Source organism: uncultured Psychroserpens sp. (genome assembly GCF_947492715.1).
Taxonomy (GTDB): domain Bacteria; phylum Bacteroidota; class Bacteroidia; order Flavobacteriales; family Flavobacteriaceae; genus Psychroserpens.
The window spans coordinates 370,634-396,233 of record NZ_CANLNS010000001.1; the positions used below are offsets into that span (position 1 = coordinate 370,634).

A 25,600-nucleotide genomic window follows, 5' to 3' on the forward strand; every position below is an offset into this window, starting at 1 on the left:
ATGGCCTAATGCTTTAATCTTTTAGAATGCCCTGACCTCTTCCTTCAAGGATTGTGTAGTTATTGAACTTGGTATCTGCGTCAAAAATATCACCATGACCACTTCTTGATTGTGCCGATTTTAATTGCACTGGATGGTTGCTAAACAACCATTCTCTTTTTTGGTCATAATACATTTGGTCTGCGAACAGCGTATCTTTTTGTGGTGTAATTAAGATAACATTTCCTTGCAAATCAATTAAATCTGTGGCGTTATAAACAATGGCATAGTCTGCCAGAACAACATTCTTTTTATTGTTTTCATCATATAAAGATAATCGCACGCCGTTGGGAAATTCGGAAAACGAAAAGTCTCTATTAGAATAATCGAGCATTTTAGGGCTCTCCAAATTAGCAATAACTCTACCTATAGTATCTGCGGCTTCAGTATATCTGAGATTAATATTTTTTGCTTCGCCAATAGGTTGGTTTTGAAGCACGCCAATTTGTTGAATTTCATTGATGTCTTTTTTACATGAAAAAAACATAGTCACAACAATTGCTGTGACTATGTATATATTAGTATGTAAAAACTTTGTTTTCATTTATAGTTTTGGAACCGTTACGCTTCCTCCAATCCAACAACCAATTTTGATTGTAGTTCCTGCACATCCGCAGGTGAATATTTCAGATTTAGTTGGTGCGTTTGCTCTATAAGATGTCGCTGCTTGATTAGCTGCTCCTTTTAAGCTAGGATCAACCTGACCTGCTTTTAATGCTTCCTGCGCTGCGTACCAGAACACCGCTCTCTTATTAAAGTTTGTATCACCACAGCTGTTAGCACTTTTTGCATACATTGCTGCTATTTGCAAGTGAGGTGTTCCATCAGATGGATTTAACTTTAACGCTTCTCTATAGTAAGTTCTTGCTTTACCATAGCTACCACGTTTTTTGAAATCGTTAGCAATCTTTTTTGACATTCTCGCCTTTTTTATAGGATCTGTTTGTAAATCATAAGACTGCTTCACATAATCATCTGCTTCTTTAATTTTTCCTTGCTTACGTAATACCGTAGATACAAAGTATTTCGTTTCTGCAGAAGGATCAACTTGATCGTATGCTTTTACTAAATCAATATACAATGGATCATCTGTACATTCTTTATTGTACATTTTACTCACTGCTCTTTTTAACCAAGCTGCATCACTTTTATATGTTGGGAAATCCTTTTTATATAAAGGAATTAAATTCTCACAGTTTGCTAATTCTCCAATATAAGCATCTAAACTTCCAGCAATTTTAGCATTAGCTTCTAATGATTTTTGATAGAATCCTTTATACTGCTTATCTTTTTTTCCTAAAGTTGTACCAGCGGCTTCTTTCTCAATTAATTTATTTAATGATTTAGCATATGTATCATTTAAGTTTTCTAACAATTCATTTACATCATCATACTTATCAAATACATTTTGAAGTTCAAACTTCCCTGCTTTAAATAAATCTACAATTTTTGTAAAATATACATAGAGTCCCTTAGTACTTTTAAAGTTAGCTTTGTCTTTAGTGTATACCTCATCGAATGCACTGTAAATCTGCATATCATCAAGACCTAAATCTTTTCTATTTTCGTATTGCATTAATGCTTTTTCCTCTAATACTTTCCCTAACGGGTATTTACTAGAAAAAAGCTCAGCTCCTTTATCTAAAAGCGCCATATAATCATTAATGAAATCTTTTTTCTCCTGCCCGCTTGAATTTTTGATTTTATGAGCTAAAATCTTTTCTCCTCGCTTGTATATAGCAATATTAAACTTTGGACACTTGTTTCTAACATTCATCCATGGTTCATAAGCTTCGTCATACTTTTTACTTTTAACGTAGTCATTAAACAACGTCAAGTTTAGCATACATTCTTCGTCTTGCTGTGCAAACCCAAAGTTTGTCGCCATAAACAAAGCTGCTATTATAAGTGTTATTTTCGTTTTCATCTTCTATTATATTTACGTTAGTTATATTTTCTCTTTTGAAACCATCTATCGTTTAAAGACAGACTTATATTAATATTGAAAAAGTTCTCTTGAATCAAATTTTGGTTTGTTGTTCCTCGTCGTCCGAACTCAAAACCAAGGTTAGCATTTGAAAACACATTTCCAACTGGTAGTCCTACTCCAAAAGACATGCCAAACTCATTAATAGTTTCATTATTAATTTCTAAACCAGTATTCTCAAAACGGAAACCAGCCCTGTAGGTTACTCGTTTCCAATAATTTGAAAACGATGTATAATCTGGGATATAAAAGCCACCAACAGAAATAGTTGAAGCGTTTACAAAATTAGCATTTTCTATTGAAACTATAGGGTTTGAAAATTCGCTTGTGTTTTGACGGGTATACTCTGCACCTGCAAACCAGCGTCTTGGCTCTCCAATACCAGCTCCAAATGAAAAACGTGAAGGCAAGGTCAAATCTGTTCTCGCTAGCCCTTGAGAGGCTAAATCGCCTTCAATTTCATTAAGCACAAACTCTTGTCCGTTGGTTTGATTAATTATAATAGTTGCAAAAGTTCTTTGATTTCTTGATGACAAATCACTCTTAGGAGAATAAGTTAATCCAGTTTGAAGTTCTAACTTTTCATTAATCATGGTTTTATAAGTTAAACCAATATTAAAATTAAGACCGCTTAAATCTGACCGATTACTTTCTCTCGTTTGATATTGAACAAGGTTTCCGTCTTCGTCATATGCAAACTGAATTACACTGTTTTGGATATTTCCGAAGTTATAATTAGCATCGATACCCAAACTTAGTTTATCTGTAATTTGATAGCCCAAACCAAAGAAAGCGCGATTAACACCACCTTCTCCTCGGTATCTGTTTTCAAGTACATCAGCGTTTCTATCTTCTAATTTATAACCTACAGAAGTGTAAGGCACCAATCCAAAACCAAAACCAAATTTACCAACAGGTATAGATAAGGCTAAATAATCAAAGGTTGTAGCATTCACTTTTGATTCTCCAGAATTAGCTTTTAGCGTAGTACTATTATGACCCGCTCCTACAGAAAATTTTATTGGTCTACTTTCTTCATTCCAAAGTTTAAGATTTGCACCAGCATATGCTGCCGGGTTTCTAAGGTTCACATGTATACTATCTGTATAAATGCTCAATCCTCCCATACTTCTATTTTCAACCGTTCCTTTGAATTTCAAACTTCCAATTCCGTAGAACGAATATGGAGACGCTGTACCTTCTTGCCCATAAGATTGTAGTGCAAAAAAAGCGATTAAAACTATTACAAGTTTTTTTATCATTATTTCGTATTATATTCTAAAATAAAATTCAAACCTTCTAAAAGAAAATTTGAGTTGGCAAATATGCTATTTTTTAATTGGTTTGACAAGAATTTGGTATCTCCTCCTGTTAAAATAACTGTTAAATCTGAATATTCTTTAACATAATCATCAATTACACCATCAATTTCTTTCAAAACTCCAAAAACAACGCCCGAGTGAATTGAATTTTCCGTTGAATCCCCTAAAATGTTCTGAGGCATCTTGGTCTCCAATAACGGTAAATTTGCCGTTAAATTATTTAATGTTCGATATCTCAATCTAATTCCTGGAGAAATAGCACCTCCTAAATATTCATTTTTAGTATTTATAAAATCGTAGGTAATACAAGTTCCTGCATCTATTATCAACACATTATGATCTGGAAATTGCTCTACAGATGCACTAACCAATGCTATACGATCTACACCAAGTGTTTTAGGCGTAGCATATAGGTTTTTAAAGGGTAACTTGAGATTATGAGACAGTTCTAAAACGCGTATGTTGTCTTTTAAAGACTTTAGGTGTGCATTGTTTAATCTTCCTACTGAAGATACAATAGCCTGATTGACCTGAGGGTGATCTTTAATCACTTCCAAGACCATGCTCTCGAAATCGTTTAGCTCACCAACCACCTTCTCTTTTAGCTTGCCTTGATTGTAAATTGCAAACTTGACATAGGTGTTACCAACGTCAATAATTAAATTCATACGTGTTTTAAAAGGGTTAAAACTACAAAATGAAGATACATTTTAGGGTAGTAATTAACCAAATTATAACATTATTTTGGTTGAAATCAACAATTTGCGGTATGAAACAAATAATAAGTTTAAATTTTTGTTGTTTCTTTTTGTGAATATTAAAAATGAGTCTATATTTGCACTCGCAATTTTATGCAATTGGTGCCTTAGCTCAGTTGGTAGAGCAAAGGACTGAAAATCCTTGTGTCCCTGGTTCGATTCCTGGAGGCACCACCATCAAAAACCCGATTCAAATGAATCGGGTTTTTTGGTTTTTATAATTCTAGATAAATTCCGTAGATATATTTAGAGGGTTCTCAGTTTACTTAAAATCTTCGTCTTCAGGGTCTTCTTTCGAAAAAAGAGTTTCGGCAGGTATACCAAATATTTTAACTCCTTTTGGAAAAAAATAGGCCCATGCAATCAAAACGACGATAACAACAATAATGATAATCACTTTCATATACTATAAGTCAGACATTATATGAAAATGTTACAACCTGTACAATAAAGATATTCCCTTTAAAACGGGATTACGCTTTCTTTTTATACCTCAACTCTCCTGTTTCAATTTTAATAGCAGTTCTGGCTAAAATTGTAAATACAAAAGCGCCCATTGCCCAAATCCCAATGGTTACTCCAATTTCAATACCAGTAGGTGTATATTCAGCAATTTTTCCGTAGGGTCCAGGTATAAATCCAGGCACAATTAAACCAAATCCTTTTTCAATCCAAATGGCTACAAATAACAGGAAGCATGCAAAAAACAAGATCTTAAAGTTATTTCTAAGTTTGTGAAAGGTAAGAATAACTGTTGCCAATACATTCATGGATATTGCAGTCCATATCCAAGGTAACAATGCCGTTTTTCCATCCAAGCCAAAAAACAAATAATAGGCACTTTCACTGTGATGTGTTGGCGCATAGAATTCTTTAAACAATTCTGAAATGAGCATAATTAAGTTAACTTGAGCTGCTACAGTAACTACCATAGCAATTTTTTTAAGGGTTTTATCCTCAATTTTAAAAGCAGTATATGTTCTTATAATAGCAAGTACCAAAATAATTAACGCTGGTCCTGCAGCAAAGGCTGAAGCTAAAAATCGCGGACCTAACAACGCGTTATTCCAAAAGGGTCTTGCTTGTAATCCCTGATATAAAAATGCTGTAACTAGGTGAATTCCAACCGCCCAAAACACGGATAAAATAGCCCCTGGAATATAAACGCTTTTTTTAGACTCTTTTCCCTGGTAATGGCGAAAGAGAATATAAAAAGGGATCGTAATATTTAAAAAGAGATAACCGTTCAAAACAATAACATCCCAAGTGAGCATGGAGTTAGGAAAATTGAACACGCCAATTCCAGGAATCATATGCCATAATACTGACGGGCCTCCCATATCAGCAACAACAAATGCCAAACACATTATTAAGGCTGCAACCGCTAAACCTTCCCCAATTAAAACAGCCTGTTTAAAATCAATGTCCTTTAATACATAAGTTGGCATTACTAGCATAACAGCCGCTGCGGCAACTCCAACTAAAAATGTGAAATTAGAAATATACAACCCCCAACTTACGCGATCGGTCATACCGGTAACACTTAACCCTTCTTCAAGCTGAATGGAATAACAATACATACCAATAAGCATAATAAAGGTTAAAAGTGCCATCCATAAATGGTACTTTTTAGATCCGTGAGTCATCACATCTAAACTATCAATCACTAATCTTTTAAATACTTTAAGTCTTCTCATGATTTGTATTTTAATCCATGAAATACCAAAACTTAGGTTCGGTACCAAGATCTTCTTTTAATCTAAATACTTTTTTATTCTCTAATACCCAACGAATCGTGCTATTTGGATCTAAAAGATTGCCAAAAATGCGAGCGCCGGTTGGACAAGCCTCTACACATGCAGGGTTTTTACCTTTTCTAGAGCGTTGTACGCAAAACGTACATTTCTCCATGACGCCCTTTTTTCGAAGTCGATTTCCTAAATAGTGTTGGTTTTTGTTGATTTCATTTTCTGGAACTTCTGGCTTACTCCAATTAAAGCGACGTCCATCGTAAGGACAGGCAGCCATGCAATATCTACACCCAACACACCAATCATAATCAATAACAACCAGACCATCATCCTCTCTCCATGTAGCTTGAACTGGGCATACATCTACGCATGGTGGGTTGTCACAATGAAAACATTGAGTTCCCATATAAAAATGCCCTTCGGCAGGAACTTCATGATAATAATTGTCGTCAGCTTCATTAAAATTAAACCCCTTCCCATCTTTCATTTCATGAATTCTTATGTATTGCATTTGAGAACTCCGATCCTGATTATTCTCTTCAACACAAGCATTAACGCAATCCATATACCCTTGACATTTTGAAATATTAAAGGCATATCCAAAAAGCACATCTTCTTCGGCATTTTGGGAAGACATACTAATGGTCTTCCCTGTGCGTAATTGATAAGAACGCACCAACCTATCAACAGTTGCTTTTTTCTCATCGTTATTCATGAGTTTATAGTTTCCCTTGAACTGCTCCTCCCAATCTATTTGAGCTTTTTCCTTGGTCTCATCTCCAGCAATAAAACTGCACGATGTATTTACGGCACCCGCCCCAATTAATAAACTTGCCGTTAGTTTTTTAAATGCGGATCGTCGACTCATTTTAACATCAAAAACTTGATCAAAACCGTCTTTACGCCTTTCCTCTCCAATAGAGGCATCTACTGCAGCGTCAAAAAACTCTTGTTCGTTTAACTCCTCATTTTTTGGCTTATGCGAATTACAACCTCCAGAAGTCTTCCCACATCCACAAGAACCTGAGGTTTGTTTATGTTTGGAATTTAAGTTTAACGAAAACCATTTTTTATTTGTATCACTCATACCCGATTATTTTCGTTCATTAATTTTTTGCGTATTATATCGTTCTGGCCACTTGGATTCAAAACTTGGAGCATGAGGATTATGACAATTAACGCAAGTCATGGATGCTCTTGGCGAAGCCCAACTTTCTATGCGTTTTCCGTGAGCACCTCCAGCCCAATCTTTAAACTGTTTTTGATGACATTGACTACACAATTGATGGCTCAAATCAAAATCGATTTGGCTTCCAGTTAAACTCTGCAGATAATCCATGTTGTCACCATTATGGCAAGTAACACAATTCATTGTTAGTTGGTTGGCATGACTTAATTTAATGTTCCAATGTGCCTTTTTAATAGTCTTGCTTTGTAGTTCATCTAATGGCTTACTATGGCATTCAGTACAGCTATACGACTCTATTTCTTCTTTTCTTTCTGGAATTAAAAAAGTAAGTCCATTTTCAGTAACTTCAACAGTATTTATATGTTCAATATAGCTTTCAGAAGACGTAGATATACCATGGTAATCCCTGCTCTCTGCCTCTATCTTATCAGTAATGCTATGATATTCCTCACCGTGATTCTTACATGAACTCAAACAAAAAAGAATACAGAGTACACCTAATATGTTATATGTAATATACTTACTCATTGGCATTTGATCTTTTAAATATTCCTATATCCTCTATTACTTTATTATTTAAAACATGGCACTGGCGACAATTTATACGTTCAGGATGTGTTACTCTAATCTCTTTTGGAGCGCTTGGCCCTGCATGACAAGACAAGCAATTCTCTCGCATTTGCAATTGATGTGGAATTACAGGCGGACTTCCTTCTAAGGCATTGTTTGTTCCAGCAGAGGGCACCGTTCCTCTCATAAACTGCGTTTCTTTAAACAATATTTGGGTTTTTTGAGGCACATGACATTGACGACAATTAACCATTTCTGGATGAGGTGTCACTGGTGCATAGGCTTTAAACTTTTCAGTAAAACCTCCATTTCCGTGACATTTTAAACAGCTGTTTTCGCCCATATTTCGATCATCTTCTACCTCATGCGGAATTGAAGGTGGCGCTCCATAAAAGGCCCTATTTTCGTAGTAGGTTTTTAGAGATCGTTGATGCGCTTCATCAATTGGCATATTGGCATAATCTAGAGCATACTTTGATCTCTCAAACACGCCCATTTCCGAAGCAACAACTGGAAGTTCCTTATTAGCATTGATAGGAATATAGGCTTCCTCTTTGCCTTGAAAGTAGCTATAGTTCCAAACCCAAATAAAGGCTATAAATAACAAAACAAATAACGCTATAATACCAAGTCGTTTTTTCATCACTTATGCTTTTTCAATATTAACGGCACACTTTTTATAATCAGGTTCTTTTGAAATAGGGCAAAATGAGTCTAACGTAATATCATTAATCAACATGTTTTCATCAAAAAACGGAACAAAAACTTGCATAGGAGCGGGAACTCCACGCTGATTTACAGAAGCGGGCAAAATAATCTCGCCTCGTCTCGTCGTTAATTTCACACGATCTCCTGTTTGAATTTGTAAACGCTTGGCATCATCGGGATTTAATTCTACATAACCATGCGGCATTGCCTTGTGTAATACAGGTATTCTTCGCGTCATTGAACCTGTGTGCCAATGTTCTACAACTCGGCCTGTATTTAGCCAGTATGGATATTCTGCATCTGGTTCTTCGGCAGCAGGCTCATAAGGACGTTGCCAAATTATAGCTTTCCCGTCTGGTTTTCCGTAGAAATGAAAAGTCTCTCCATTACTACACGCAGGATCATACTTAGAGTTAAATCTCCATTTTGTAGGCTTCCCATCCACATAAGGCCATTGCATGCCAGAGTTTTCTTTTAGCACCTTAAGAGGTGCCATATTGTGCTTTTTTCCTTCATGGTGTTTTCGGTATTCGGCATATATCTCTTCTATATGAGTCTCTTTGTTGTAATAAAACTGTTTTTCATACCCTAGGCGTTTAGCCACTTCTACCAATTGCCAAGTATCACTGATTGCCTCCCCTGGAGGCTCCACCATTTGCTCAAAATACTGTGTTCTCCTTTCAGAATTACCATACATGCCTTCCCGTTCTATCCACATCGCTGATGGCAAAATCACATCCGCAATATCTGTAGTTGGTGTTGGGTAAATATCTGAAACCACAATAAAGCGTCCTTCCTTTTTCGCAGCATCGCGATAACGTTTCAATTTTGGCATGGTCACCATGGGGTTAGTTACCTGAATCCACATAAATCGAATGTCACCACGATCTAAAGCTCTAAACATTTCAACGGTATGATACGTTGGTTTAGGGTCTATATTTTCTACAGGAACATCCCAAATTTTAGCTGCAAATTCGCGATGTTTTTTATTCATAACTACACCATGAGGGAGTTTATGAGTAAGTGTACCTACTTCTCTTACCGTCCCACAAGCTGAAGGCTGTCCTGTTAACGAAAATGGGCTATTCCCAGGTGTTGAAATTTTACCTGTTAACAAATGAATGTTGTAGATTAAATTATTCATCCATGTACCTCGACTGTGTTGGTTAGGTCCCATACACCAAAGTGACATTACTTTTTTATTCGGATCACCATAATAGGCAGCCATATATTTAATATCCTTAGCCGAAACACCCGATATTTTCTCAACTTTTTCTGGCGTATAATCTTCTAAAAACGTCTTATATGCTTCGAAACTTATCTTCTCAGGTTTATCGGTAAACTTATATTTATCTTCTAATCCATAACCCATATTAGTGAGTCCTTTGCTGAAATTACAGTGCTTTTCAACGAAAGATTTGTTGACCCAATTGTTCTTAATAATCTCATAACAAATTGCATTAGCAACAGCCAAATCGGTTTGAGGTAAAAACAGAATAGATTTATCTGCCGCCATACTTGTTCGTGTGGTTCGAGTGGCAAAATCTATAATTTTCACCCCTCTCTTTAAGCGTTGATCTAGAAGTCTTGAAAACAACACAGGATGCATTTCTGCCATATTATTTCCCCATAGCACGAAAACATCTGCATGATCAATATCTTCATAGCATCCCATAGGCTCATCCAAACCAAAAGAAGTTAAAAACCCTGTAACTGCACTTGCCATACATAATCTCGCATTTGCTTCTACATTGTTTGTTCCGATACAACCTTTAAATAATTTTGAGGCCACATAACCATCAGGAATTGTCCATTGTCCAGAACCATAAATAGAAACCGCATCTTTCCCGTGATCATTAATCGTTTCTTTCATTTTCGAAGCAATTAAGTCTAAGGCCTCATCCATTGTCGTTTCTACGTAAGTTCCATTTTTCTTTACTAATGGTTTTGTTAAACGATCATTACCGTACATAGCCATAACAGAGTGATATCCTTTTACACAGCATAGTCCTTTGTTAACAGTTGATTTTGGATCTCCTTTTACGGCAACTGCTTTTCCTTTTTCGACACCAACCAAAACACCACATCCAACACCACAGAATCGACATGGTGCTTTTTTCCAATCTAAATTGGCATCTTTTGGTAATCCTCGTTCTTGTTCTTCTGCAAAAAGAATACCTGGAAACATACTAACAGCCGCAGTAATTGCAGATAACTTTGCCATTTTTTTAATAAAATCTCTTCTGTTTGTTGTAGATGTAAACATAAACTCCTAATTTTTTTGTGGTGTGTCAAATCCCGAAACCATAGCGAGCAATTTCAAACTGCTAATGGTTTCAAGTTTAAGTCTTAAATCGTCTTCTTCCTCTTTTGAATTGGTCTCTGTAACAACAACCAAAATATCTCTGTTTTCTGCTGGAACAACCTCACACTGTTTGAGTTGCGAAATAGCACTAATTAATTCTTCCTTTTTATCTTTATGCGGATGCGCTAAATAACTTTTTATAGGCATAACTTCCATATTTAATATCTCTTAACAAATTACTGAATTTTTAAATACGTTTTACATGACATTTATCATGTTATAAAGTTTTAATAAAGCGTTATATTTGTATGGAAACAACGCCATTGTAAATGTTGTGGCAAAAAATGAACACCTCTTTGATTAGTACTAAGGAAGCATATCAGAAAATAACAGAAACTATTGAACCTTTAATAGAACATAAGTTACGCTTAGAACAAAGCGTTTCCTATATTTTAGCAAAAGATGTTATTTCTCCAATTAGCATGCCTCCTTTTAGGCAGTCTGCCATGGATGGTTATGCTATAAATATTCATAGTTCTAAATCTTATAAACTGACTGGAGAGGTTAAAGCAGGTGACAATTATCACCCTGTTTTAAAAGCTGGAGAAGCTGTACGAATTTTTACGGGCGCTCCTGTTCCTGATACTGCTAATGCTGTTGTAATGCAGGAAAAAGTGACGCGATTAGATGGTCAAATTACTATTGATAACTTTACTGAAAAAGGCACAAATATTCGACCTTCAGGAGAACAAGTAAAACAAGGTACAATTGCATTAAAAAAAGGTATTAAGTTAACACCTGCATCTGTTGGTTTTCTAGCATCGCTTGGAATTGTAGAAGTTTTTGTTTACAAGAGACCATCAATTGCAATAGTCACTACTGGTAATGAGCTTGTATCTATTGGAACCGATTTACAGTATGGTCAAATTTATGAGAGTAATTCTGTTATGTTGTCCTCGGCGTTGCAACAACTCGGATTTTCCAATCAGAGTTTATATAACGTTGGAGACAATTATGAAACTACCTGCACATTACTGAAAAATGCTATCTCGAAACATGATGTTGTTCTAATTACAGGAGGTATTTCTGTTGGCGACTATGATTTCGTTGGAAAGGCACTAAAGGCCTTAGATGTTACAGAGGTTTTTTATAAAGTAAAGCAAAAACCAGGAAAGCCACTTTTCTTTGGTAAAAAGAACGAAACCGCCATATTTGCTTTACCTGGAAATCCTGCTGCAGCTTTAAACTGTTTTTACATTTACGTCCATACAACCTTACAAATTTTAAGTGGAAATACGGACTATACCTTACCTAAAACGCAAAAAAAATCTTTATCCGCTTTTTCAAAAAAAGGAGATAGGGCACAGTTTTTAAAAGCTATAGTAAAAGGTGATTCTGTGACTGTATTAGATGGCCAAAGTTCGGCCATGCTCCAATCCTTTGCCATAGCAAATGGATTGGTTTTTTTACCAGCAGACACCATGCGAATAGCTATTGGCGACGTTGTAGACGTTATTATGTTACCTAATTAACAATGTTATGAATTACAAAATAAAAAGCAGAATTTGGATTGAAACAGACGACAATGTTTTCCTTGGTGAGGGCAGAGTTCGTTTGCTAAAAGCTATAGATACCAAAGGTTCATTATCCAAGGCAGCCAAAAGCATTGGCATGTCTTACAAAAAGGCATGGACGCTTTTGGACGCTGTTAACAAATCTGCAAAAAAACCAGTTGTTATTACTAGCGTTGGCGGAAAAAATGGTGGAGGCGCAACACTAACACCATATGGGAAATCATTAATTTCTGCTTTTGAAACTATCAATAAAGGATGTTGGACCTACTTAGATAAACAGTTAGACCAAATAAATAATATATGACCATAGACACTTCATACCATATTTTATTTTTAATTATTCTGCCTATAGTCGCTTTTTTATATGCAAGTGTTGGGCATGGAGGCGCAAGTGGTTACCTAGCTTTAATGGCATTATTTTCGTTTGCGCCAGAGGTCATGAAACCAACCGCCTTGTTACTCAATTTATTTGTTTCTGCAATCGCATTTTATCATTATTACAAAGCTGGGTTTTTCAATAAGAAGTTGTTTCTTTCTTTCGCTATTACTTCGATTCCTTTAGCTTTTCTTGGTGGAATGATTGAGATAGATGCATCGATTTACAAAAAGATATTGGCTGGGCTTTTGATCTTTGCTATTTTAAAAATGCTAAATGTTTTTGGCCAAAAGAGCGATCAAATAAGAGATGTAAAAATTTGGCAAGGAATGATTGTTGGTGGCGCTATTGGTTTTTTTTCAGGACTTATCGGAATTGGTGGTGGCATTATTCTCAGTCCGATAATTCTATTATTACATTGGGGAAAAATGAAAGAAGCCGCAGCAGTATCGGCATTGTTTATTTGGGTTAATTCAGCCGCAGGACTTGCTGGTCAATTTAGTAACGGTCTCAACTTAGATAGTCAATCATTTATACTTGTTGGTATTGCCATTGTTGGTGGTTTTTTCGGCAGCTATTTTGGCAGTCGCCAATTTAATAATAAACTTTTGCGCTATTTATTGGCCACAGTATTAATTGTTGCCTCAGTTAAATTAATAATTATATAGATGACAACTGAAACTCAAATAACTGGAATAATTTTAGCTGGAGGCAAAAGTTCTCGAATGGGGTTTGAAAAAGGTCTAGCACTTTATAAGAACAAGCCTTTTATTGTTCATATCATCGAAGCACTACAATCTGTATTGAAAGACATTATTATTGTAAGTAGCAACAAAAGCTATGATCAATTTAATTTAAAGCGTGTTCATGATATTATTGAAAATGCGGGGCCATTAGCAGGCTTATATTCTGGGTTGTCACACTCTAAAACCGAAAACAATATCGTTTTAAGTTGCGACATTCCATTAATAAATCCAGTGTTATTAACTCGATTAATAAATGAAATCTCCATTAAAAATGATATCGTTCAATTTTCAATAAACGGTAGAACTAATCCGCTGTTAGCTGTATATAAAAAACGATGTATGGCGCCCAGTTTAGAGGCTTTAAAACGTGGAGAACGTCGTTTACAATTTTTTGTAAACCAACAAAAAACTAAAACGATTACCCTTGAAAGCTACTTAGAAAAATACACCTTAAACATAAACACAAAAGACCAATTAAATCAGTTAAGTCATGACTTTAAAAATTAAATATTTTGGTATGTTAGCCGAAATCACGCAATGCGAGGAGGAAACATTATCGTTTTCAAAAGGCACTGCTGCAGACTTACTTAAAGTGCTTTTTGAAAAACATCCGATTCTTGAAGAAAAAGAATTTCAAATAGCTCAAAACCAAACATTTATTTCGAATGATTCTATAATTTCAAACGCGGAAATCGTACTATTACCTCCATTTGCAGGAGGATAAAACTATGAACAGATATAGTAGACATATAATTTTAGAGGAAATTGGCGCACATGGTCAGAAAAAACTAAACCAAGCTAAAGTTCTGGTCGTTGGTGCTGGCGGTTTAGGCTGTCCCGTTCTTCAATACCTTGCTGCTGCTGGAGTAGGCACAATAGGTATCATAGATCATGATGTTGTTGAAGAATCCAATTTACAGCGTCAAATTCTTTATGGCACTTCTAATTTAGGGCAATCTAAGGCTATTGTTGCCAAACAACGCCTTTTAGACCTCAACGATACAATAATTATTGAAGCCTTTGTAGAAATGCTCACTCATAAAAATGCGATATCACATTTTTTAAATTATGATATCATCGTGGATGGCACAGATAATTTTGCCACTCGTTATTTGATAAATGACGCAGCGGTCATAGCCAATAAACCAGTTGTTTATGGTGCAATTTATAAGTTTGAAGGACAGGTTTCTGTTTTTAATTACAAGAATGGGCCAAATTATAGATGTTTATTTCCAAACCCTCCTAGTAAAAATGACATCCCAAACTGTGCAGAAGTTGGTGTTCTAGGTGTACTACCCGGAATTATTGGATCTATGCAAGCCAATGAAGTTCTTAAGATTATTCTTGGTTTTAAAAATGTATTATCGGGTAAGTTATTTTGTTATAATTCAAAAACGACAAAGTCATTTACAATTTCCATTGAAAAACAATCTAACACCAAACTCAAAGATATAGAAAAGATAAAAACCAATTTTCAAAATCAAAGCATTGATCAAATTTGTGATACCATAGTTGCTAAAACCACTATTGAAGATGCTATTAAAAAGAAAAACTCGCTATTCATTGATGTTCGTGAATCTCATGAACTTCCAAAAGCAGAGCATTTGGTGCATACTAACATTCCTCTAAGCCTTTTAGAAAATGAACTTTCTAGTATCGATAAAACAAAAACAATTATACTTTTTTGCCAATCTGGAATAAGAAGTGCAACAGCAGCATCAATAATGCTTAAACATAATTTTACTAACTGTTATAGTTTAGAAAATGGAATAGAAGCCATTCAAAACTATTTTAAAATAAATGCATAATGACTAAAGAACGTAAACCTAAACCTGTTTTTATAGAAGGTGCTATTTCAGCCGAATTTATCGGGAATTCTATTGCGAAACATCAGTCGAAAACAACTATTGGTGCTCATGACATATTTCTAGGCCAAGTTAGAGCAGATCAAATAGAAGGCAAAACTGTAAAAGCCATAGAGTACACAGCATACGAAGACATGGCAAATTCAAAATTTCATGATATTAGAGAGGCGACTTTCAAAAAATTCAATCTTACTTGTATGCACATTTACCACAGTTTAGGCACTGTAAAAGCTGGTGAAATTTGCCTCTTTGTATTTGTGTCTTCTCCGAGACGTGTAGACGTTTTTAATGCTATAGAATACTTAGTGAATACAATAAAAGAACAAGTACCCATTTTTGGTAAAGAAATTTTTGAAGACCAAAGCCACCAATGGAAAGTTAATAGTTAATATAATGGTAGACATAACACATAAAATTAATACCTTAAGAATTGCGACGGCACAAGCCATTGTAAAAGTAAGTACACTAGACACTATCAATGCCATAGAGCATAAGACAGTTCCGAAAGGAGATGTTTTTGCTATGAGTAGAGCAGCCGGATTATTAGGTGTAAAAAAAACGCCAGACTTACTTCCAGACTGTCATCCTTTACCTATAGAATTTACAGGAATTGAGTACGAAATCAACGGACTTGAGATCAAGATTCTTTGCACTATTAAAACCATCTATAAAACTGGAGTTGAAGTTGAAGCCATGCATGGCGCCAGTATAGTAGCTCTCAACATGTATGATATGTTAAAACCTATTGATAAAGGTGTTGAAATCCATCATATTAAACTACTACACAAAAAAGGTGGCAAGTCCGATTTTAAAGATAAGTTTAGAAAAGATATTACAGCTGCCGTAGTAGTATGTTCTGATACGATTTCCGCAGGACAAAAAGAAGATAAAGCAGGAAAAGCTATCATTAAAAAACTTAAAGCTAGCGATGTAGATATTTCAGATTATGCTATTATTCCAGATGAAGTAGACAGAATTCAGCAAAAAGTAAGAGCTTATCAAGAACAAAATGTGGATTTGATTATTTTCACTGGTGGCACTGGATTATCAAAACGAGATGTTACTCCTGAAGCATTAAAACCACTCTTAGATAGAACTATTCCTGGTATAGAAGAAGCCATACGTAGTTACGGACAAGAACGAACTCCTTATGCTATGTTATCTAGAAGCATTGCAGGAACTTATAAAAACAGTTTAGTATTAGCTTTGCCAGGTTCTACTAATGGCGCAAAAGAATCAATGGATGCTATTTTTCCATCACTTTTGCACATTTTCAGAATATTTAAAGGAGCACGTCACGATTAAATTTAAGCACAGTGAGTCATATTTTAACAGATACATATAACCGAAAACATACCTACCTTCGCATTTCTTTAACCGAACGTTGTAATTTACGATGCACCTATTGTATGCCTTCCGAAGGCATCCAATTGTCGCCTAAATCTCACATTATGACATTTGATGAAATATATGCCATTGCCAAATCCTTTGTTGATCATGGTGTAACAAAAATAAGACTTACAGGAGGCGAGCCTTTGATTAGAAAAGATGCGCACATTATTTTAGAAAAACTTGCTTCCCTTCCAGTGGAGCTAGCTATTACCACAAATGCCGTAAATGTTGAACGTTATATCGATACTTTAAAAGCCTGTAATGTTAAAACTATTAATGTAAGTTTGGATTCTTTAAATGCCGAAAAATTTAAGGATATAACTCGGCGTAATTATTTTGAAAAAGTTTACAATAATATTTTACTTCTTATTGCTGAAGGATTTAAAGTTAAAATTAATGCGGTTTTGATCAAGGGGTTTAATGATAACGAAATTGTCGATTTTATAAACCTTACTAAAACCCTATCTGTTACTGTGCGGTTCATTGAGTTTATGCCTTTTGATGGTAATAGATGGGATATTAAAAAAATGGTCTCGTTAAAAACCATTCTAGACATCACCACTAAACAATTCTCAAAGGAAAAACTTGTGAGGTTAGAAGACGCTCAAAACGACACGTCAAAAAATTATAGGATAGAAGGTTATAAAGGGTCATTTGCAATTATAAGCTCAGTTACCAATCCGTTTTGTGATTCATGTAATCGATTGAGGTTAACGGCAAATGGTCATCTAAAAAACTGTCTGTTTTCTTCTAAAGAATCAGACCTTCTCACCACTTTAAGGCAAGGGGAATCTATAGATCCTGTTATTAAAAAAGCCATACGTCTAAAGGCAAAAATGAGAGGTGGAATGGATACTCTAGAAAAATTAAAAACACCAGATCTGCATTCAAATAACAGAAGCATGATTACTATTGGTGGATAATAGCATTCATGCTTCTAAATTTAGGAGCAAACCTTTCAATCTAACGGTTCACTAATTGTTGGCGCTCGAAAAAAGTGTTGGTTTAATCACAACCATCACCCAACCCCAATTATTAGTATTTCCATCGGTATTTCCTTTTAGGATTTCCATACCTTCAGACTCAAATAAGTGAGAATAACCAGCCTTTAAAGTCACAAATTTTTGAATCTTACATGAGTAGACCAAATCTACCTCATTCCCAAATTGTTTCTCACTATAATCGGCAGCAGCAGAAAAATTATGAAGTGCTACCCTTAGGTTAGATTTCGAATTAAGTTTGAAATTAGCAGCTGCATATATATCTAGTAGCCCTACATTGTTTTGGTGATTACCAACATAGAAATAATCCATGAGGCCATTAAATTTATGATTGGTTCCATAAAACGGATTAAAGGCATTGTTATCACCATTAGTAGGTGTACCATTATCATTCCCACTAATTAACTCACCTCCAAGTGTTAGTCCAATTCTATCAGAAGCCTTATAATTGGCTTCTAATGCCAAGAGGTATGCACTCAAATCGTTATCAAACATATCTTTACCAAACTGATAAAATAAATTTGCAACTAAACCAATTTTTCCCTTTGTCCTTATATGCGTTCCTATGGTTTGGCTATAGCGCGTTTCATTATCGTCTGAATTCATATCATCAATATATTGCAACCCATTATTTAAAAGCAATAAGCTTCCAGAAACACGATCCCAATCTTTATGCAACCATGCATACTGAAACGCTTTATACGTATTAGTATTTAAAGTCGTTCCTGTTAATGCTTCTCCATCTTGATTGAAGGCAAAACCGAAATTCATTTTAAACCTATCTTTTTGATACTGAACCAGGGCAGCATCATGACTTCTAGCTTGTTGCGCCCATTCTACGTTTCCAAAAATCCGACTGTCATCATATATAATTTCTTGTCGTCCAAGTTTTAAAGCCCAACTTGTATCTAAGGCAATTCTGGCCCAAGCTTCATGCACAGAAAATCCATTTCTATCTGCACTGTTTAATTGAGGTACATCACCCCATACTCTAACATCTTGCATGCTTAAATAAATATCTAATTTTTCCATGACATAAGCCGCATTCAATCGCGTTCGTTGTGATACAAAAGCAGCAGGGTCTGCATCATCAGGAAACAGTGTTTTAAAACCATGTCTGTATTCAAATCGAGGTCTAATCTCGGCATCAATTTTCAATTGTGCATATGTAGTTATAGTTGCTAATAAAAAAACAACCACGAAAATCTTTTGTAATTTCATCATATCTTTTGGTTTAATTCTATAATAAAGTGCTTTGCACTACAAAAATAAACTCATAATACTTGTTTAAACATGATTTAAGTCATCTTATCGAAAGATTTTTTGAATTGAATGTATAGAATAAAACAGTATTTTAGTAAATATTATGCTATAACTTCCATGACTCACGAATTTAAAAACATTGTCTATAAAGCAAAAGTCAACCAACAGAATGGGCTAAAAAACGTACTAGCCACTGTTGTCTTTCTTGAAGGCTCATCCTACAGAAAACCCGGAGTAAGAATGCTCATTTCAGAGAACGGAAGCATGGTTGGAGCAGTAAGCGGAGGTTGTGTTGAAAATGAAGTTAAAAGGCGAGCTCAATCTGTTTTTAGAGATGACAAGCCAAAAATCATGACCTACGATGGACGTTACCGATTAGGTTGTGAAGGTTTACTTTACATCCTAATTGAACCCTTCTATATTACTGATAGTTTCTTTAAAGCATTTCAAACCCAATTAGAGTATCGAAATACGTTTAAAATTGACTCCTATTTTAAAAAAGAGGATGACGTCTTTGGTGACTTTGGAACCATTATACAATTTAATGACAACTCTAAATTCATGTTTAGAGAAACGTTCAAATCTCAAGATTCAAAAACAATACAAGTGTTTTCTCAAGAACTAAAGCCTAGTCTAAGATTACTCATTATTGGTGGTGAGCACGACGCAGTAAAACTCTGCACGATAGCCAATTCATTGGGATGGGAAATTGATATTATAACTTCTATCAAAGACCCTAAATCGCTCTCAGATTTCCCTGGTGCCAAATCAGTCACTGCCCAAACTCCTGAAATTGTCGATTTAAAAATTGATAATGAAACGGTTGTGGTATTAATGACTCATAATTACGTACTTGATTTAAAATATCTTATCAAACTAGAACCTTTACAACCAAAATATATTGGTATCATTGGGTCGTCTAAACGTCGTAATCAACTTCAAAATGAACTTCTCAATTATGTTTCAGAATTATCAGAAGAATTTTTAGAAACGATTCACAGTCCGGCAGGTTTACATATAGGTGCCATTACTCCCGAAGAAATTGCATTGTCTATTGTAGCTGAAATTTTAGCTATTGTCCGAAGAACAGAAGTCATGTCTTTAAGCGTTTTTGCTAATAAAACTCAAAAGCAAAAATGACTATAGCTATTCTGTTGCTAGCTGCTGGTAATTCTCGTCGAATGGGTACCGCAAAACAGTTACTTCCTGTTGGTAGCACAACACTTCTTGGACACTCCATTGATTGCGCCATACAATCTAATGCAAATAAAATATATTGCATTCTTGGAGCACATGCCAACGATATAAAAGCGTCCATCCCAATGCAACAAATTGAGGTCATTATAAATGATAATTTCATGGATGGACTGAGTTCAAGCATTAGAGCTGGAATACATCACATTAACCACTTGAACTTTGACGCTGTTTTAATCATATTAGCAGATCAACCTCTAATTGATTCTAAATACCTCAATATTTTAATACAAGGATATATTAAAAACCCTACTAAAATTTTAGCTTCAGATTATGGAAACGCCATTGGTGTTCCTGCTATATTTCCGAAGAAATTTTTTAAGCAACTTATAGAGCTTAAAGGAGACAATGGCGCAAAAAAAGTCTTAAACCATAATAGTAATGAGATTATTAAAGTTAAATGCAATGCACTACTAGATATAGACACCAAAGAAGACTACCTTAATTTCTTAAAATCATTATAAAAAATTAATAGACGACAATATTCAAGTAAATATTTTTTAACTTTAGCTAAATATCAAGTTCTATGGCAAGTTATAATTTAAAGGTTAACGGAAAATCGGTTAACATAAACGTTGATGATGACACTCCATTACTATGGGTGCTTCGTGATGAACTCAATTTAGTAGGCACCAAATATGGTTGCGGAATTGGTCAATGTGGAGCATGTACTGTGCATTTGGATGGCGTTGCTATAAGGAGTTGTTCTGTTCCTATATCTAGTTTAGAAGGCTCCAACATCACAACCATTGAGGGTCTAGCAAGCGACAAACTGCATCCTGTGCAAGACGCTTGGAAAGAACTTGACGTCCCTCAATGTGGTTATTGTCAAGCAGGTCAAATGATGACTGCATCTTCCTTTTTAAAACAAAACCCAAACCCTAATAATGACGACATTAGAAATGCTATGAATGGTAATCTATGTCGATGTGCTAGTTATAATCGAATAGAAAAAGCAGTTGCTCTGGCTGCAAAAAAAATGTCTTAAGCTAAATAATCATGAAGAATCAAAACAAAATTACATTTAGCAGACGAAATTTCATTCGTACTTCTGCATTAGCTAGTGGCGGAATTTTAATTGGATTCAATTTCTTTACTTCTTGTAAAGAAGCTACAGCTCCTCCAGTTGATATTGCTCAGCTTAACTTTAACGACTTTAATGCTTTTATTAAAATTGCAGATAATGGTTATGTCACCATTTTTTCTCCGAATCCTGAAATCGGACAAGGTGTAAAAACGTCCATGCCTATGATTATCGCAGAAGAACTAGACGTACCATGGGAACATGTTTCTGTTGAACAAGGGGCTTTGGACACAAACAACTTTACGAGACAAGTTGCAGGAGGTAGTCAATCTATTAGATTTGGATGGGATGCTCTACGTGAAACGGGAGCTACAGCCAAACAAATGCTTGTGAATGCTGCTGCAGCAAAATGGGGAATTGACGCTTCTTCTTGTTCTGCATCAAATGGTGTAATTACTAGTCCAACAGGGGAAACTTTGGGATATGGAGATGTTGTTAATGACGCTGCTCAACTCGAAATTCCAGAGAATGTATCATTAAAAGATAAAAAAGATTATAAGATTATAGGAAAGGATGCTACCAACGTTGATATTGATAAAATAATATCAGGAGCGCCTCTTTTTGGTTTAGATTATACAGCAAACGATATGGCTTATGTCTCTGTATGTCGACCTCCTGCCTTTGGACAAAAGATAGGTTCTTATGACGATACTAAAACCAAAGCAGTTAATGGTGTTTTAGACGTCGTAAAGTTTGGCGATAAGATTGCTGTTCTTGCATCAAACACTTGGGCTGCCATGAAAGGGAAAAAAGCACTGGATGTACAATGGACAACTGATGAAACTTTAGAAAGCACTTCAGATCATGATACTAAATTAAACGCTATTCTTAACGGAAAAGATTTGGATGTACGCCGTGAAGACGGGAATGTAAAAAAGGCATTTGCAGAAGCAGATAAGATATTAGAACGCACTTATGAATCTCCCTTTTTACCTCACAATTGTATGGAACCCATGAATTTCTATGCTAACGTTTCTAACGACAAAGTGCATTTGGTAGGACCAATTCAAACTCCTGCCGGGACTGCCAGACGAATAGCCAATTTAATAAGTCGGGAGGAGAAAGACATTCATCTAGAAATGACACGAATGGGAGGCGGATTTGGTCGTCGTCTTTATGGTGATTTTGCTTTAGAAGCTGCTGAAATTTCCAATCTTACAAAAAAGCCTGTAAAAGTAATTTTTTCTAGAGAAGATGATATGGCTGCTGGTATTTATCGACCAGCAATAAAGTATAGAATTTCTGCATCACTTAAAGATGGAAAAGTAACTGGCTATCATTTGAAAGAGGCTGCAATCAACAGCAATATGTATGGATTAATTCCACACTTTTTCCCTGCTGGTGCTATTGAAAACTATAAAGTTGAAACAGGTAATTATCGAAGTAATATAACCACAGGAGCATGGAGAGCTCCTTATACTAACTTCCTTGCTTATGCAGAGCAGAGTTTCTTTGATGAGCTTGCCGAACTTCTGGAAACAGATCCAGTACAATTACGTTTAGATTTACTTAAAAACGTAAAAGACGGAGAAGATCCTAACATTCAATATTCGGCAAAACGTATGACAGACACTATTAAACTTGCCGCAGAGAAAAGTAACTGGGGAAAAACTAGAGAAGGTGTTTATCAAGGGTTTGCAGCATATTACAGCCATAATACACATGTAGCGGAAGTTGTAGATATTAGCTTGAAAAATGGATATCCTTCAGTAGAAAAAGTTACTGTAGCCGTCGATTGTGGTATCGTAGTAAATCCTACAGGCGCTAAAAACCAAGTTGAAGGAGGTGTTATTGATGGTATTGGACATGCTATGTATGGTGATTTTTCTTTTGAAAATGGAAAACCACAAGATGTAAACTTTAATACATATCGCTTAATTAGAATGAAAGAAACGCCAATTGTACACACCTATTTTGTGGAAAACAATTTATCACCAACAGGATTAGGTGAACCTGGACTTCCTCCAGCTGGTGGAGCTTTAGCCAATGCTATAAAAGCAGCTACAGGACAATTGCTCTTAAAACAACCTTTTATAAGTGTATTAAGAAAACATGAAGCCAATTTGAAAGCATAAGCATTACACCTTAACACGAAAACATGAAGCCATCATCTTATATAATTCTGGATGCTTGCGTTTCATAAGTTTTGGGTTTTCAAAAAAATACTCTGAAGCAACAGCAAAAAATTCGGATTGCTTGGTACCTCCATATGCTCTAATATCAGATTTATCCTTATTAATAGCCTCCATTTCATCATGTACCAATTTCAACCATGGAATCGCATAACTGTTTTCCATTAATATCTCTGGGACGCCATCAATTTTATCATCCATTTTATCAATGAGATGTACAAACTCATGAATAGCAGTATTGCGCTTATCATTCGAATTTTTAAATCCATGGTATAAGGCTTTTTTAGAAAGAATCATTTTACCTTCCAAACGCCCAGTTCCAACAACACCAGCAATTCGCCTTGATTTGCTCTTATGAGAAAACTCAAAATCCTCATTAAAATTATCAGGATATAGAATAATGCCACTCACAGTAGGATAATACCATTCTTTAAACGCAAACACTGGAATTACTGCACTTGCGGCGATTAAAATCTTGTCTAACTCCACAAGTTCAACATCAACACTATCAATATAAACCTCACTTAAAAACTGCATCATTCTATCTTGAAAACGTCGCTGTTCCTTTAGATCAAGGTTTTTATAAAATTTTACTTCCTCTAATAAAATGGAATGCCAATGTGATGGAAACCGCTCTGCCTTTTTAGAATTCATTTTGTAAAATACATATCCAACAAAAACTAAAAGAGCTATAAAGATTATAAAATAGAGCATACAAGTAGATTGAAATTTAATTTAGGATTCTAAACTAATCATTTTGAAGAGAATTCATCTAAAATCTGATAAAAAATCTATATCTTTTCAGTATATAACCAATTCAAAATGAGCATGTCATATATAGATTTACACTGTCATCCCTCATTAAAACCTTTTGGAAAGAGTTTTAAGTACAACCCAACAAAACAAAACGCCCAACACAGTGGTCGTAAAAACTCTATTTGGCATTATAGCCCGCCAAATTTCCTCGAGCGCCAAGTCAATAAAATATTAACACTTACTAAATTCACGCAAACCGATGTTACAGCAATTGCTAAATCTAAATGCGATATTATGGTTATTTCATTATATCCATTTGAAAAACACTTTCTCAAAGAGAAAATATTAGGTTTCAAATTCGTCTCAGATTTGCTTGTAAACTTAGCGGCAGGTGTTAGTCAAAAACGTATTGACAACCTCAGGAATCATAACAGTTATTTTCAGGATTTAAATGACGAATACAACTATTATATGCAACGGCATAATTTCGCTCAAGTCATAGATGGCGTTACCTATACGTATCGTTTGGTTAGTAATTATACTGAAATTTCAACTCACAAGAACACCTCAACCGATACCAGAAAAATCATAAGCCTAGTGCCTACAATAGAAGGTGGTCATGCCTTTGAAACTGGACTCGATAAGGATAAAGACACCGCTAATGAAGCGACGGTATTAAATAATATCGACACCGTAAAAAATTGGGACCATAAACCATTTTTTTTGACCTTAGCTCATCATTTTTATAATGAAATTTGCGGCCATGCCAGAAGCATCAATATCGGATTGATAAAGAAAAACCAAAATCGTGGACTCAACGCAGATGTTACAGATCTTGGTTTAAAAGTTATTGATAAACTGCTTGACAATTCCGAAGGAAAGCGCATCCTTATAGACATTAAACATATGAGTAAAGCGTCTCGAAGCACATATTACAATTTGCTAGAAACCACCTACTCAGATCAAGACATTCCTATCATTGTAAGTCACGGCGCTGCCAATGGAAAACGCTCAATTTCAGAACCTAACACCTCAGATACGTCATTAAGCAGATACTTTAGAGAAGATGATATTAATTTTTATGATTCAGAAATCTTGCGTATTGCAAAATCAAAAGGTATTTTTGGATTGCAGTTAGATGAACGTCGCGTTGCTAGTAAAAAAGCAATTAGAAGTTCGAGAATTTATTGGCCAAGTAAAAAAAGACGTTACAGAAACAAATCCGAATTAATCTGGAGACAACTCCAGCATATTGCAGAGCTTTTAGATAAAAATGGTTTATTTTGTTGGGAAACAGTAGCAATAGGATCAGATTTTGATGGTATTGTAAACCCGATAAAAGGACTATGGACTGCCGAAAACATAAAAGATATTAAACCCTATCTTATTGAAAAAGCACAAGATTATCTCAATGCAAATGCTTCAAAACTGCAAGCTCGAAATCAAATTTCGGCTAATGAAATCATCGATCGTGTGCTATTTATAAATGCTAACGAATTTTTGAAACAACACTTTAATTAGAGTTTCA

General features: G+C 35.2%; 27 protein-coding genes and 1 tRNA gene. 15 read left to right on the forward strand and 13 right to left on the reverse strand.

Annotated elements, in window-relative coordinates; all coding sequences use genetic code 11:
* Positions 1-13: 13 nt before the first annotated feature.
* The 4 genes from lptC to Q0787_RS01665 are packed head-to-tail and all read right to left on the reverse strand — an operon-like array spanning position 14 to position 4,016.
* Positions 14-583: an LPS export ABC transporter periplasmic protein LptC gene (gene lptC / locus Q0787_RS01650; RefSeq protein WP_298900459.1), complete on the reverse strand. Its 570-nt coding sequence runs from the start codon at positions 581-583 to the stop codon at positions 14-16.
* Positions 584-1,966 carry a hypothetical protein gene (locus Q0787_RS01655; protein WP_298900460.1) on the reverse strand — a complete coding sequence of 461 codons (1,383 nt, stop codon included), beginning with the start codon at positions 1,964-1,966 and terminating at the stop codon, positions 584-586. It lies immediately after the preceding gene.
* A 17-nt stretch (positions 1,967-1,983) separates the two neighbouring features.
* Positions 1,984-3,288 (reverse strand): hypothetical protein, encoded by a 1,305-nt coding sequence (locus tag Q0787_RS01660; protein ID WP_298900461.1) that lies wholly within the window; start codon positions 3,286-3,288, stop codon positions 1,984-1,986.
* Positions 3,288-4,016: a type III pantothenate kinase gene (locus Q0787_RS01665; RefSeq protein ID WP_298900462.1), complete on the reverse strand. Its 729-nt coding sequence runs from the start codon at positions 4,014-4,016 to the stop codon at positions 3,288-3,290. The genes Q0787_RS01660 and Q0787_RS01665 overlap by 1 nt, the downstream gene beginning before the upstream one ends.
* Before the next feature lie 191 nt (positions 4,017-4,207).
* Between Q0787_RS01665 and Q0787_RS01670 the strand changes: the two genes are divergently transcribed.
* Positions 4,208-4,283, forward strand: a tRNA-Phe gene (locus Q0787_RS01670).
* An 85-nt stretch (positions 4,284-4,368) separates the two neighbouring features.
* Here Q0787_RS01670 and Q0787_RS01675 read toward each other — a convergent pair.
* The 7 genes from Q0787_RS01675 to Q0787_RS01705 all read right to left on the reverse strand — a co-directional run bounded on the left by Q0787_RS01675 (position 4,369) and on the right by Q0787_RS01705 (position 10,836).
* The gene (locus tag Q0787_RS01675) at positions 4,369-4,509 is read right to left on the reverse strand and encodes a hypothetical protein (RefSeq protein WP_298900463.1); all 141 of its coding nucleotides are present in this window, start codon (positions 4,507-4,509) and stop codon (positions 4,369-4,371) included.
* A 70-nt stretch (positions 4,510-4,579) separates the two neighbouring features.
* Entirely contained in the window at positions 4,580-5,803 is a 1,224-nt protein-coding gene (dsrP, locus tag Q0787_RS01680) for a sulfate reduction electron transfer complex DsrMKJOP subunit DsrP (RefSeq protein ID WP_298900464.1), read from the reverse strand.
* A gap of 10 nt (positions 5,804-5,813) precedes the next feature.
* A complete protein-coding gene (locus tag Q0787_RS01685; RefSeq protein WP_298900465.1) occupies positions 5,814-6,944 on the reverse strand; it encodes a 4Fe-4S dicluster domain-containing protein in 1,131 nt (376 codons plus the stop codon).
* 6 nt (positions 6,945-6,950) lie between these two features.
* Entirely contained in the window at positions 6,951-7,574 is a 624-nt protein-coding gene (locus Q0787_RS01690; RefSeq protein WP_298900466.1) for a multiheme c-type cytochrome, read from the reverse strand.
* Entirely contained in the window at positions 7,567-8,259 is a 693-nt protein-coding gene (locus Q0787_RS01695) for a nitrate reductase cytochrome c-type subunit (RefSeq protein ID WP_298900467.1), read from the reverse strand. Before Q0787_RS01695 ends, Q0787_RS01690 begins: the two co-directional genes overlap by 8 nt.
* 3 nt (positions 8,260-8,262) lie before the next feature.
* Entirely contained in the window at positions 8,263-10,590 is a 2,328-nt protein-coding gene (locus Q0787_RS01700; RefSeq protein WP_298900468.1) for a molybdopterin-dependent oxidoreductase, read from the reverse strand.
* 6 nt (positions 10,591-10,596) lie between these two features.
* The gene (locus Q0787_RS01705; RefSeq protein ID WP_298900469.1) at positions 10,597-10,836 is read right to left on the reverse strand and encodes a hypothetical protein; all 240 of its coding nucleotides are present in this window, start codon (positions 10,834-10,836) and stop codon (positions 10,597-10,599) included.
* A gap of 149 nt (positions 10,837-10,985) precedes the next feature.
* On the opposite strand from Q0787_RS01705, the gene glp reads away from it, so the two are divergent.
* The 9 genes from glp to moaA are packed head-to-tail and all read left to right on the forward strand — an operon-like array spanning position 10,986 to position 17,505.
* Complete coding sequence (gene glp, locus Q0787_RS01710) at positions 10,986-12,161, forward strand: gephyrin-like molybdotransferase Glp (RefSeq protein WP_298900470.1); 1,176 nt, start codon at positions 10,986-10,988, stop codon at positions 12,159-12,161.
* Positions 12,162-12,168: 7 nt separating this feature from the next.
* Entirely contained in the window at positions 12,169-12,507 is a 339-nt protein-coding gene (locus Q0787_RS01715) for a winged helix-turn-helix domain-containing protein (protein ID WP_298900471.1), read from the forward strand.
* A complete protein-coding gene (locus tag Q0787_RS01720; protein ID WP_298900472.1) occupies positions 12,504-13,247 on the forward strand; it encodes a sulfite exporter TauE/SafE family protein in 744 nt (247 codons plus the stop codon). The genes Q0787_RS01715 and Q0787_RS01720 overlap by 4 nt, the downstream gene beginning before the upstream one ends.
* Positions 13,248-13,832: a molybdenum cofactor guanylyltransferase gene (locus tag Q0787_RS01725; RefSeq protein WP_298900473.1), complete on the forward strand. Its 585-nt coding sequence runs from the start codon at positions 13,248-13,250 to the stop codon at positions 13,830-13,832.
* On the forward strand, positions 13,816-14,049 hold the full coding sequence (locus tag Q0787_RS01730) for a MoaD/ThiS family protein (protein ID WP_298900474.1): 234 nt from the start codon (positions 13,816-13,818) through the stop codon (positions 14,047-14,049). The genes Q0787_RS01725 and Q0787_RS01730 overlap by 17 nt, the downstream gene beginning before the upstream one ends.
* 4 nt (positions 14,050-14,053) lie before the next feature.
* Positions 14,054-15,133 carry a HesA/MoeB/ThiF family protein gene (locus Q0787_RS01735; RefSeq protein ID WP_298900475.1) on the forward strand — a complete coding sequence of 360 codons (1,080 nt, stop codon included), beginning with the start codon at positions 14,054-14,056 and terminating at the stop codon, positions 15,131-15,133.
* Positions 15,133-15,579 carry a molybdenum cofactor biosynthesis protein MoaE gene (locus Q0787_RS01740; protein WP_298900476.1) on the forward strand — a complete coding sequence of 149 codons (447 nt, stop codon included), beginning with the start codon at positions 15,133-15,135 and terminating at the stop codon, positions 15,577-15,579. The genes Q0787_RS01735 and Q0787_RS01740 overlap by 1 nt, the downstream gene beginning before the upstream one ends.
* Before the next feature lie 4 nt (positions 15,580-15,583).
* Positions 15,584-16,495, forward strand: coding sequence for a bifunctional molybdenum cofactor biosynthesis protein MoaC/MoaB (moaCB, locus tag Q0787_RS01745; protein WP_298900477.1), 912 nt, complete (start codon positions 15,584-15,586; stop codon positions 16,493-16,495).
* 11 nt (positions 16,496-16,506) lie between these two features.
* A complete protein-coding gene (gene moaA, locus Q0787_RS01750; protein WP_298900478.1) occupies positions 16,507-17,505 on the forward strand; it encodes a GTP 3',8-cyclase MoaA in 999 nt (332 codons plus the stop codon).
* Positions 17,506-17,556: 51 nt separating this feature from the next.
* Here moaA and Q0787_RS01755 read toward each other — a convergent pair whose 3' ends face one another.
* Complete coding sequence (locus Q0787_RS01755) at positions 17,557-18,807, reverse strand: alginate export family protein (protein ID WP_298900479.1); 1,251 nt, start codon at positions 18,805-18,807, stop codon at positions 17,557-17,559.
* A 108-nt stretch (positions 18,808-18,915) separates the two neighbouring features.
* Between Q0787_RS01755 and Q0787_RS01760 the strand changes: the two genes are divergently transcribed.
* The 4 genes from Q0787_RS01760 (at position 18,916) to Q0787_RS01775 (ending at position 23,259) form a co-directional block, all read left to right on the forward strand.
* Positions 18,916-19,986 carry an XdhC family protein gene (locus Q0787_RS01760; protein WP_298900480.1) on the forward strand — a complete coding sequence of 357 codons (1,071 nt, stop codon included), beginning with the start codon at positions 18,916-18,918 and terminating at the stop codon, positions 19,984-19,986.
* A complete protein-coding gene (locus Q0787_RS01765) occupies positions 19,983-20,564 on the forward strand; it encodes a nucleotidyltransferase family protein (protein ID WP_298900481.1) in 582 nt (193 codons plus the stop codon). The genes Q0787_RS01760 and Q0787_RS01765 overlap by 4 nt, the downstream gene beginning before the upstream one ends.
* Positions 20,565-20,626: 62 nt before the next feature.
* Positions 20,627-21,088: a (2Fe-2S)-binding protein gene (locus Q0787_RS01770; RefSeq protein WP_298900483.1), complete on the forward strand. Its 462-nt coding sequence runs from the start codon at positions 20,627-20,629 to the stop codon at positions 21,086-21,088.
* 11 nt (positions 21,089-21,099) lie between these two features.
* Positions 21,100-23,259 (forward strand): molybdopterin cofactor-binding domain-containing protein, encoded by a 2,160-nt coding sequence (locus Q0787_RS01775; protein WP_298900484.1) that lies wholly within the window; start codon positions 21,100-21,102, stop codon positions 23,257-23,259.
* Positions 23,260-23,262: 3 nt separating this feature from the next.
* Here Q0787_RS01775 and Q0787_RS01780 read toward each other — a convergent pair whose 3' ends face one another.
* Positions 23,263-24,030, reverse strand: coding sequence for a zinc-dependent peptidase (locus tag Q0787_RS01780; protein ID WP_298900485.1), 768 nt, complete (start codon positions 24,028-24,030; stop codon positions 23,263-23,265).
* Between the two features lie 108 nt (positions 24,031-24,138).
* On the opposite strand from Q0787_RS01780, the gene Q0787_RS01785 reads away from it, so the two are divergent.
* A complete protein-coding gene (locus Q0787_RS01785) occupies positions 24,139-25,593 on the forward strand; it encodes a membrane dipeptidase (protein WP_298900486.1) in 1,455 nt (484 codons plus the stop codon).
* The last annotated feature ends 7 nt before the right edge of the window (positions 25,594-25,600 follow it).

Coding starts and splice junctions, on each gene's coding strand:
- lptC (WP_298900459.1), bottom strand. CDS start 583: ATGAAAACAAAGTTTTTACATACTAATATATACATAGTCACAGCAATT.
- Q0787_RS01655 (WP_298900460.1), bottom strand. CDS start 1,966: ATGAAAACGAAAATAACACTTATAATAGCAGCTTTGTTTATGGCGACA.
- Q0787_RS01660 (WP_298900461.1), bottom strand. CDS start 3,288: ATGATAAAAAAACTTGTAATAGTTTTAATCGCTTTTTTTGCACTACAA.
- Q0787_RS01665 (WP_298900462.1), bottom strand. CDS start 4,016: ATGAATTTAATTATTGACGTTGGTAACACCTATGTCAAGTTTGCAATT.
- Q0787_RS01675 (WP_298900463.1), bottom strand. CDS start 4,509: ATGAAAGTGATTATCATTATTGTTGTTATCGTCGTTTTGATTGCATGG.
- dsrP (WP_298900464.1), bottom strand. CDS start 5,803: ATGAGAAGACTTAAAGTATTTAAAAGATTAGTGATTGATAGTTTAGAT.
- Q0787_RS01685 (WP_298900465.1), bottom strand. CDS start 6,944: ATGAGTGATACAAATAAAAAATGGTTTTCGTTAAACTTAAATTCCAAA.
- Q0787_RS01690 (WP_298900466.1), bottom strand. CDS start 7,574: ATGAGTAAGTATATTACATATAACATATTAGGTGTACTCTGTATTCTT.
- Q0787_RS01695 (WP_298900467.1), bottom strand. CDS start 8,259: ATGAAAAAACGACTTGGTATTATAGCGTTATTTGTTTTGTTATTTATA.
- Q0787_RS01700 (WP_298900468.1), bottom strand. CDS start 10,590: ATGTTTACATCTACAACAAACAGAAGAGATTTTATTAAAAAAATGGCA.
- Q0787_RS01705 (WP_298900469.1), bottom strand. CDS start 10,836: ATGCCTATAAAAAGTTATTTAGCGCATCCGCATAAAGATAAAAAGGAA.
- Q0787_RS01715 (WP_298900471.1), top strand. CDS start 12,169: ATGAATTACAAAATAAAAAGCAGAATTTGGATTGAAACAGACGACAAT.
- Q0787_RS01720 (WP_298900472.1), top strand. CDS start 12,504: ATGACCATAGACACTTCATACCATATTTTATTTTTAATTATTCTGCCT.
- Q0787_RS01725 (WP_298900473.1), top strand. CDS start 13,248: ATGACAACTGAAACTCAAATAACTGGAATAATTTTAGCTGGAGGCAAA.
- Q0787_RS01730 (WP_298900474.1), top strand. CDS start 13,816: ATGACTTTAAAAATTAAATATTTTGGTATGTTAGCCGAAATCACGCAA.
- Q0787_RS01735 (WP_298900475.1), top strand. CDS start 14,054: ATGAACAGATATAGTAGACATATAATTTTAGAGGAAATTGGCGCACAT.
- Q0787_RS01740 (WP_298900476.1), top strand. CDS start 15,133: ATGACTAAAGAACGTAAACCTAAACCTGTTTTTATAGAAGGTGCTATT.
- moaCB (WP_298900477.1), top strand. CDS start 15,584: ATGGTAGACATAACACATAAAATTAATACCTTAAGAATTGCGACGGCA.
- Q0787_RS01755 (WP_298900479.1), bottom strand. CDS start 18,807: ATGATGAAATTACAAAAGATTTTCGTGGTTGTTTTTTTATTAGCAACT.
- Q0787_RS01760 (WP_298900480.1), top strand. CDS start 18,916: ATGTATAGAATAAAACAGTATTTTAGTAAATATTATGCTATAACTTCC.
- Q0787_RS01765 (WP_298900481.1), top strand. CDS start 19,983: ATGACTATAGCTATTCTGTTGCTAGCTGCTGGTAATTCTCGTCGAATG.
- Q0787_RS01770 (WP_298900483.1), top strand. CDS start 20,627: ATGGCAAGTTATAATTTAAAGGTTAACGGAAAATCGGTTAACATAAAC.
- Q0787_RS01775 (WP_298900484.1), top strand. CDS start 21,100: ATGAAGAATCAAAACAAAATTACATTTAGCAGACGAAATTTCATTCGT.
- Q0787_RS01780 (WP_298900485.1), bottom strand. CDS start 24,030: ATGCTCTATTTTATAATCTTTATAGCTCTTTTAGTTTTTGTTGGATAT.
- Q0787_RS01785 (WP_298900486.1), top strand. CDS start 24,139: ATGAGCATGTCATATATAGATTTACACTGTCATCCCTCATTAAAACCT.